The sequence below is a fragment of the Mesorhizobium sp. WSM3864 genome (genome assembly GCF_002294955.1).
In the GTDB taxonomy this organism is placed as follows: Bacteria; Pseudomonadota; Alphaproteobacteria; order Rhizobiales; family Rhizobiaceae; genus Mesorhizobium.
On sequence record NZ_NSGD01000030.1, the window covers coordinates 23,355 to 31,313 of the forward strand.

9 protein-coding genes are annotated in these 7,959 nt (G+C 64.7%); 4 read left to right on the forward strand and 5 right to left on the reverse strand.

Features of this window, described 5'->3' with window-relative positions; all coding sequences use genetic code 11:
• Positions 1-177 precede the first annotated feature (177 nt).
• Positions 178-906, forward strand: a complete 729-nt coding sequence (locus CK215_RS28905) for an SDR family oxidoreductase (RefSeq protein WP_095832955.1) — start codon at positions 178-180, stop codon at positions 904-906.
• Here the strand turns inward: CK215_RS28905 and CK215_RS28910 are convergent.
• Positions 857-1,798: a LysR family transcriptional regulator gene (locus CK215_RS28910; protein ID WP_095832949.1), complete on the reverse strand. Its 942-nt coding sequence runs from the start codon at positions 1,796-1,798 to the stop codon at positions 857-859. The two genes, CK215_RS28905 and CK215_RS28910, sit on opposite strands and share 50 nt — an antisense overlap.
• A gap of 1 nt (position 1,799) precedes the next feature.
• Positions 1,800-2,702, reverse strand: a complete 903-nt coding sequence (locus tag CK215_RS28915; RefSeq protein ID WP_095832950.1) for a S1C family serine protease — start codon at positions 2,700-2,702, stop codon at positions 1,800-1,802.
• Between the two features lie 210 nt (positions 2,703-2,912).
• On the opposite strand from CK215_RS28915, the gene yghU reads away from it, so the two are divergent.
• Entirely contained in the window at positions 2,913-3,782 is an 870-nt protein-coding gene (gene yghU, locus CK215_RS28920; RefSeq protein WP_095829505.1) for a glutathione-dependent disulfide-bond oxidoreductase, read from the forward strand.
• Between the two features lie 175 nt (positions 3,783-3,957).
• Here yghU and CK215_RS28925 read toward each other — a convergent pair whose 3' ends face one another.
• Positions 3,958-4,503 (reverse strand): YbhB/YbcL family Raf kinase inhibitor-like protein, encoded by a 546-nt coding sequence (locus CK215_RS28925; protein ID WP_095832951.1) that lies wholly within the window; start codon positions 4,501-4,503, stop codon positions 3,958-3,960.
• Positions 4,504-4,866: 363 nt separating this feature from the next.
• On the opposite strand from CK215_RS28925, the gene CK215_RS28930 reads away from it, so the two are divergent.
• Positions 4,867-5,220, forward strand: coding sequence for a hypothetical protein (locus tag CK215_RS28930; protein WP_095832956.1), 354 nt, complete (start codon positions 4,867-4,869; stop codon positions 5,218-5,220).
• A 241-nt stretch (positions 5,221-5,461) separates the two neighbouring features.
• Here CK215_RS28930 and CK215_RS28935 read toward each other — a convergent pair whose 3' ends face one another.
• Positions 5,462-6,628, reverse strand: a complete 1,167-nt coding sequence (locus tag CK215_RS28935; RefSeq protein WP_170950428.1) for a PLP-dependent aminotransferase family protein — start codon at positions 6,626-6,628, stop codon at positions 5,462-5,464.
• Positions 6,629-7,028: 400 nt separating this feature from the next.
• On the opposite strand from CK215_RS28935, the gene CK215_RS28940 reads away from it, so the two are divergent.
• Positions 7,029-7,343 carry a GYD domain-containing protein gene (locus CK215_RS28940; RefSeq protein WP_066998476.1) on the forward strand — a complete coding sequence of 105 codons (315 nt, stop codon included), beginning with the start codon at positions 7,029-7,031 and terminating at the stop codon, positions 7,341-7,343.
• Between the two features lie 128 nt (positions 7,344-7,471).
• Here CK215_RS28940 and CK215_RS28945 read toward each other — a convergent pair whose 3' ends face one another.
• On the reverse strand, positions 7,472-7,627 hold the full coding sequence (locus CK215_RS28945) for a DUF1127 domain-containing protein (protein WP_095824518.1): 156 nt from the start codon (positions 7,625-7,627) through the stop codon (positions 7,472-7,474).
• Positions 7,628-7,959 lie beyond the last annotated feature (332 nt).

Here is a 7,959-nt window from a genome sequence, read left to right on the forward strand (position 1 = left end):
TTTGGCTTATAGTCGTGGGAGTTTAAGGCCGCGTTCCTTCGCGCGCCGTCTGCCCTGCTGGCTGAATTATCAGAGCCGCGCCAGCCAACCATCGGACTCTCCGATAACACTATCAGTTTCTTCCGTTTCCCTTGCGGGTGCCGGCCTGCCACATCACCGTCCATGCAAAGGAAAGGCATGGACATGGATGAGACAAAAATCCTGATCGTCGGCGGCGGTTCGGGCATGGGGCTGGCGCTTGCCAGGCGCTGCCTCGACGAAGGCGCCGGCGTCATCATCGCCGGGCGTAATGCAGCGAGGCTGAACGCTGCGCGCGATGAGCTCGATCGCCCGGCCGCGCTGGCAACGGCGATGGTAGACATCAGCCGCGAGGCCGAGGTCGCGGCGCTGTTCGCGCGCATCGGCCGGCTCGAGCATATCGTCAGCACGGCGGCCGATATCGAAGGCGCCTACCGGCTTTTGCCCGAGATCGAGCTTTCGGCGGCGCAAAAGGTTGTCGACAGCAAGTTCTACGGGCCGCTGCTGTTGGCCAAGCATGGCGCGCCGAAACTTTCGGCCAATGGTTCGCTCACCTTCGTCTCCGGCATTGCCGCCTACCGCCCGGCCGCGCGCGGCTCGGTGGTCGCGGCCGTCAACGCCGGGCTCGAAGGGCTGGTGCGGGCCTTGGCCATCGAGCTGGCGCCGATCCGAGTCAATGCCGTCTCGCCCGGCTGGGTCGACACGCCGATCTGGCAATTCGTTGCCGGCGATGCGAAGGACGAGACGCTTGCCGCGATGGCGAAGCGCCTGCCGGCGGGACGGGTCGGACGGCCGGAGGACATTGCGGACGCGATCCGCTTCCTGATGGGCAACGGCTTTACGACGGGAACGACGCTGCATGTCGAGGGCGGGCAGCGGCTGGTCTGACGAGCGCGAAGTTTTCGCCCATCGCCGCGAGCAAGAGCTTCAGCGCCGGCGGCTGGACGCGCCGGCGCCGCCAGACCATGACCAGCTCCGCCGAGCGGATCGGGCCCGGCCATGCGATCTCGGCCACCTCGCCGCGATCGAGCGCCGCGGCGACCGCCAGCCGCGGCACAAGGCCGAAGCCGGCGCCGGCCGCCACCAAGCCGGCGATGGCGTCAATGCTGCCAGCCTCGGCCGCGAGCTTCGGTCCGCCGAGGCCCGCCTCGGTGAAGGCCGTGTCGACCATGACGCGGTAGACGCATCCGGTTTCGGTGGCGACGAAACGCTTTTCGGCAAGCTCTGCCAGATCGACATCCGCCCGGTTCTCGCCCGGCGGCGCGATCAGCACCAGCGGCTCGGCCGCGACGGGGCGCCTGGCGAAGCGCTCGTCGGGCTCGCTGGCGCCCGGTCTGTCGAAGCAGAAGGCGACGTCGATCCCGCCCTCTCCCAGCCTGCGGCGCAACTCGCCGCTGCCTGCGATTTTCAGCCTGATGTCCATGTCGGGATGAACGGCCTGGAAATCGGCGAGCCAGCCGGGAAGTTTTGCCGAAGCGATCGTCTCGAGCGCGCCGATCGACAAGCTGCCGGCCGTCTCGGCCTTGGTGGCATCGATGGCGGCCCGGGCGTCGTCGGCGAGCGCCAGCAATTCCTCGGCGTAAGCTTGCAGCGCCTCGCCGGCCGGGGTCAGGTCCAGCCCTTGCCGCGACCGTGTGAACAGCGTCGCGCCCAGCTCGGCCTCGAGCGACTGGATCTGGTCGCTGACGCTCGACTGCGCGAGATTGAGCTCGCCCGCCGCGCGCGTGACGTTGCGTGTGCGCGCGACCGCGAGAAAGGTCTTCAGCAGCCTTGGATGCACGTTACTGCAGCTGCGGCTTCTTGAGGAAGGAGTTGCGGTCGGCCGATTTTACGCGAAGCCAGGTCTCACGGCCGTCGCGCACGACGCGCAACGGAATTTCCGCGCCGGCCGGGTTTTGCCAGAGTTTTCGATAGAAGTCGGCGAGACCGTCAACCTCGCCGTCGCGCACGTCGGAGATGATGTCGCCTTGGCGAAGGCCCGCCTTTGCCGCAGGACCACCTTCGGCGACGCTCATCACCACCACCATGCCGTTCGACTCCGCCGAGAAGGCGCCGAGCCACGGGCGCGGCGGCTTGGCGACCTGGCCGCGCTTGACCAGGTCGTCGAGGATCGGCGTCAGAAGGTCGATCGGCACGATCATGTTGATGTCGGCGACCTCGCCGGCGCGGCTCATCTGCAGGCGCAGCGAGCCGACGCCGAGCAGCTTGCCGTCACGGTCGAACAGCGCAGCACCACCCCACGAGGGATGCGCCGGCGCGGTGAAGATCGCCTCGTCGATGAGATATTCCCAATAGCCGGCGAATTCCTGCTTGGTGACGATGTGGGCGTCGACCTGCTGGCCGATGCCGTCGGCAAGCGTCACGGCGTCGCCGATATTGGCCTTCCTGGGGTTGCCGAACTTGACCGCCGGCAGGCCGAGCGGCGCCAGCGCCTGCACCAGGCCGAAGCCGGTCTCCTGGTCATACGCCAGCGCATGCGCCGCAACCACGCGGCCGTCCTGGTCGGTCAGCCAGACCTCCTCGGCCTCGGTGATGAGATAGCCGATCGTGAGAACCAGCCCGTTGTCGCGGATCACCACGCCGCTGCCCTCGCGGCGCGTGCCCAGCGCATTGGCGGTAAAGGCGTCGTCCGGAACCGTGGCGCGCACGGCCACGACGGAGCGCGAGATTTTTTCGATGGTCATCGTCGATCCTGAATTACGGGTCTTTTTCTATAAGTATGGCCAAAGGGACGCGGTGCAAGGGCATCTGTCCCTGAGGGAGAAGGCGGGGCGCTGCTGGCCCAAGCATTAGTTCAACGAAATTTGAACTTTTTTCTTTGACGCCCGCGCAACCGCACCTAAATCTTGCGCAACGAACCCCGCATCCCGCCCACAGCAACAAGGCCTCCCGAGATGAACCAGTACAACCCGCCGAAAGTCTGGACCTGGAACAAGCCGAGTGGCGGCACCTTCGCCTCCATCAACCGGCCAGTCGCCGGGCCGACGCACGAGAAGGAATTGCCTGTCGGCAAGCATCCGCTGCAGCTCTATTCGCTGGCCACGCCCAACGGCCAGAAGGTGACGATCATGCTGGAGGAGTTGCTGGCGCGCGGCCACAAGGGCGCCGAATACGACGCCTGGCTGATCCGCATCAATGACGGCGACCAGTTCGGCTCGGGCTTCGTCGAGGTCAACCCGAACTCCAAGATCCCGGCGCTGATGGACCGCAGCGAGCCGAAGCCGGTGCGCGTGTTCGAGTCGGGCTCGATCCTCACCTATCTGGCGGAAAAATTCGGCGAGTTTCTGCCGACGGAGCGTGCAGCGCGGGCCGAAACCTTCTCGTGGCTGTTCTGGCAGATGGGCTCGGCGCCCTATCTCGGCGGCGGCTTCGGGCATTTTTACGCCTATGCGCCGGAGAAGATCGAATACGCCATCGACCGCTTCGCCATGGAAACCAAGCGGCAGATGGACGTGCTGGATCGGCGGCTGGCCGAAAGCGAGTATCTCGCCGGGCCGGATTACACCATCGCCGACATGGCGGTCTGGCCCTGGTATGGCGGGCTCGCCAAAGGCCGCAGCTACAACGATGCCGCGCAGTTCCTCGCCGTGCATGAATATAAGCACGTGCAGCGCTGGGCCGACGCGATCGACGCCAGGCCGGCGGTAAGGCGCGGCCGCATGGTCAACCGCATCTCCGGCGATCCGGCCTCCCAGCTGCACGAGCGCCACGACGCCAGCGATTTCGAGACGAAGACGCAGGACAGGTTGCAAGCGGCGGAGTGAGCTGCTGATTTCCCCTTGCGTGGGAGATGGCCGGCAGGCCAGAGCGGGTCGCTGCGCCTGGAGCGCCGACGCCCGACGAACAATAAGAGGGCAAGTTGGCGCATGGTGCGCGCCGCCCCCTCTGTCGCCTTCGGCGACACCTCCCCCTCAAGGGCCCTCAAGGGGGGAAGATCAGCTACCTCCCGTAGGTGTAGGTCACACTGGCCTCCGCCAGCGCCTGGCTCTTCGCCGCGACCGACACCATTTCGGGCGACGGATTTTCCGGCGTGCGCAGCTTCGCCTCACTCAGCGCATAGAGCGTGAAGACATAGTGGTGCGTGCCGCTGCCGGGCGGCGGACATGGGCCGAAATAGCCGGCGCGACCGACGCCGCCCGTGCCGGACACCGTGCCCTTCGGCAGGCGCTTGCCGCCTTTGGAGCCGGCGCCTTCGGCGAGGCCCTTGGCGCTTGCCGGGATGTTCCAGGCAAGCCAATGCCAAAACCCCTTACCGTCGTTGGCATCGGGATCGAACATGGTGAGCGCGTAGCTTCTGGTGCCCGCCGGCGGGTCTGTCCAGGCAAGCGCGATCGAGACGCTCTTGCCGCCGCATCCGGGCTTGTCGCCGAGATATTTTGCGTCCCACTTGTCGTTGGAAACCGACGGGCTGGAGATCTCGAAGGCGGATGCCGGGGTGGCGAAGGCAGCGAGGGCAAGTCCAATCAGGCCGAGGCGCGAAGTCATGGCTTCACTCCTTCTACTTGGATTGCCCAAAGTCTATCCGAAAGGCGCGCCGGAGCCGAGCAACTTTGCATGACGGGCCGGCAGGCGCCGGAGCTGCCGATCTCCCCCACAAGCAGAGGATCCGGAGCACTGCGGATGACCAGTGTCACGCGCGGCGATGCGTGCATACTATCCCCCCTCTCGCCAACCCGGGCGACACGATTTGTCCTTGCCGGCCCTTCCTGAAAGTGCCGCCACGCGATCTGACTGTTGGCTCAGAAAAACAGAGCTATGCGGTTCTTCACGAATTTTTTCAGCCGGAACATCCCTTGGAAAGCTCCGTTGGAAACTTAGTCAACGATGCAAACCAATGGAGATTTCCTGATGATGAAGAAGATTTTCGCAGCTTCCGTTCTTACCCTGGCGCTCGCGACCTCGGGCGCCATGGCTCAGACAGCCGGTGCAAGCGGCGACGCCAGCGGCAGCGTTTCGGGCGGCGTCTCGGGCACGACTGGCGGCGCCTCGGGCAGTGCGACGGGCGGTGCCACGGTTACCACGCCGGCAACCCCCGGCACGGATACGACCACCACGAATTCCACGAATTCCATGAATTCCACGAATTCGACGAACCAGCCGGCTGGCATGCAGGATCGCTGCAAGGATACGGGCGCCAACGATACCGACAACAACACGGCCAGCGGCAATACGACCTCGAACATGCAGAACTGCAACAAGTAGGGCGGTTTCGATTCGCGCCGGATCGCCGACACAAAAAAGCCCCGCCGGTGGAAGCCGTCGGGGCTCTTTCGTTGAGGCCTTGAAGGTGGGACTTCGCTGCCTGCCGATCCAGGGGGTGTTGGATCGGCCGCGACCCTAGCCGAAGAATCGGCGGGGCTATAATCACGGCTGCGCACTACCAATCACGCCTGCGCGAGAAGGAGGTGATAGCCGGCTGTCGATCTCTCTTTGAGGGAATTGGCTACCTCAGCAGCTTCGCCAATCGCGGCACGCCCTCGCCCACCGCGCGGTCGTCGGCCAGCGTGAAGGACATGCGCAGCGTGTTGCGGCCGGTGCCGTCGGCATAAAAGGCGTTGCCCGGCACGAAGGCGACGCGCGCCTCCTGCACCGAACGCGCCAGCAACGCGGTGGCGTCAGTGCCTTCGGGCAGCGTCAGCCAGACGAACATGCCGCCTTCCGGCCGGCTCCAGGAAATGCCGTCCGGCATGTTTTCCTCGAGCGCGCCGAGCAACGCGTCGCGGCGACGGCGATAGGCACCGATCAGCTTCTCCACCTGGGCGTCGAAGATGGTCTCGGCAACGCGATGCATGACCATCTGGTTGATCGAGGGGCTGTGCAGATCGGAGGCCTGTTTCATCAGCACCAGCTTTTCCACCACATGGCGCGGGGCGCAGACCCAGCCGACGCGCATGCCTGGGGACAGGATCTTGGAGAAGGAGCCGCAATAGAGCGTGCGGGCATTGTCGACGCCGCCCGAGCGGGCACAATCCAGCGCCAGAATCGGCGGCACCGCCTCGCCATCATAGCGCAGTGCCCGATAGGCGGCGTCCTCGATGACGGCGATGTCGAGCTCGCCGGCGAGGTCGAGCACCGCCTCGCGCCGCTTGCTATCCAGAGTGTTGCCGGTCGGGTTGGCGAAATCCGGCACCAGATAGGCGAATTTCACTTTGCCGCCGTTAGCCGCGGCGGCCGCGCCATAGGCATCCGGCGTCATGTTGCCGCCGGCAATGTTCAGCCGGTCGTAACGCGGCTCGTAGGCGTTGAAGGCCTGCAGCGCGCCGAGATAGGTCGGCCAGGTGACCAGCGCGGTGTCGCCGGGCGACAGAAACAGCTTGCCGAGATAATCGAGTGCCTGCTGCGAGCCGGAGGTGATGAAGATGTTGCCCTCGTCGCATCGGATGCCGAGCCTGCCCATATAGCCGGCCAGCCATTTGCGCAGCGGCAGAAAACCTTCGCTGACCTGGTATTGCAGCGCGGCTCCCGCTTCCGCGCCGCCGAGCACGGCCTGATAGGCATCGCCGATGGCCTCGGCCGGAAACAGCGAGGCATCGGGAATACCGCCGGCGAATGAGATGATGTCGGGCTGGTCGAGCAGCTTCAGGAGCTCGCGGATTTCCGAGGCCTTCATGCGCGAGGAGCGCGAGGCCAGAAGGTTCAACAGGGTCAAAGCGCACCTCCCGCAGTGCTTCGTTCAGGGGTAGCATTTAGGTCAGCTTCGTTGACCTATTATCAGGCCACGTCCGTCGCGTGAATACACAAAACGGCCATGGCGCATCGCTCTGACGACATTTGGCCCACATATCCTGACGGAGATATCTGACACGACGGCGGTCCGCTCATCGCGGGATTGTCGTAATATTAGAATAGGCGCATATTGTCGCAAGCCGAAGCCGTGCTCCGGCTGAACCGCCTGTTGGCCATGGTGCCCGGGCGGTCCGTGACCAGGTCAAATGTCAGTGAAACAACAAGCACCTCGGCTGCTCAAACCATTGAGCAGCCTGAGGCAATGATATTTGGAGGAGATAGCCATGAAGGTCACCATACTGGCAAGTTACGAACCCCATGCCGCCAAAGGGCTGATGCAGGGATCGAACCGCGAAGCTGCAATCCAGGCGCTCTTTGAAAGCGTCGGCGGCAGGATGAGCAGCGTCATGTTCACGCGCGGCATTTACGACGTCGTCGTCAATGGCGAGGTGCCGGACCAGGTCGCCGGGATGGGCATGGCTCTTGCCGTGCGCGCGAGCGGCTCGTTGAGCGAGCTGGTCGTCCTCGAAGAACTCGACATGAAGGCGGTGCTCGCTGCCGCCAACAAGGCTGCCGGCGCCTACAAGCCCGCCGGCTGACGGCCTGGCCAGGCAGCGCGGACGGCGTGTTGGTCGTCCCGTGCTGCCGGCATCACGTCACCGCAGGCCGAGCTTTGCTGACGCATGCCCATATCCCAAAACCGTTCCGCACTCTTGGGCAACATGCACTAGAACGGCAATCGAATCTCGTCGTCCCGGGCCGTATCGGGCCATCCGATGTCCTTGCGGATCTCCGGCGGCAGTTCGTTCAGCTCCCGCGTCGTCCTGCGGCGCCTGCTCGCCTGCGCGAACGCGGCGCGGATTCGGTTAAGGCTCTTAAACATCGCAACCTCCACAAAGCAGCGGCAGAATTGGCGGCCGCCCTCCGGGCGCCGCTTTTGAGGTGCGTCTGTAACCAGGCGATTGCGCGCAGACGGTGAAATGCTTCACGAAGCCGGAGCGGCCTGAAACATTTGTGTGCGAATTAAATTGGGTTTCGACGCCGCGGCACTAGAGGCGAGCGCCAACAGACGGCGCTGCCGGCTATGACGGGCGCACAATTGCTGACTGCCTTGCTCGCCAAAATAGGCGTCAGGCGTTAAAGCACGTCGCGTTTAATTGGCCTCATATCCGGCAGCTTTGAAGAAGTTTCTGCACTGTAGCGGGTCGAACAGGT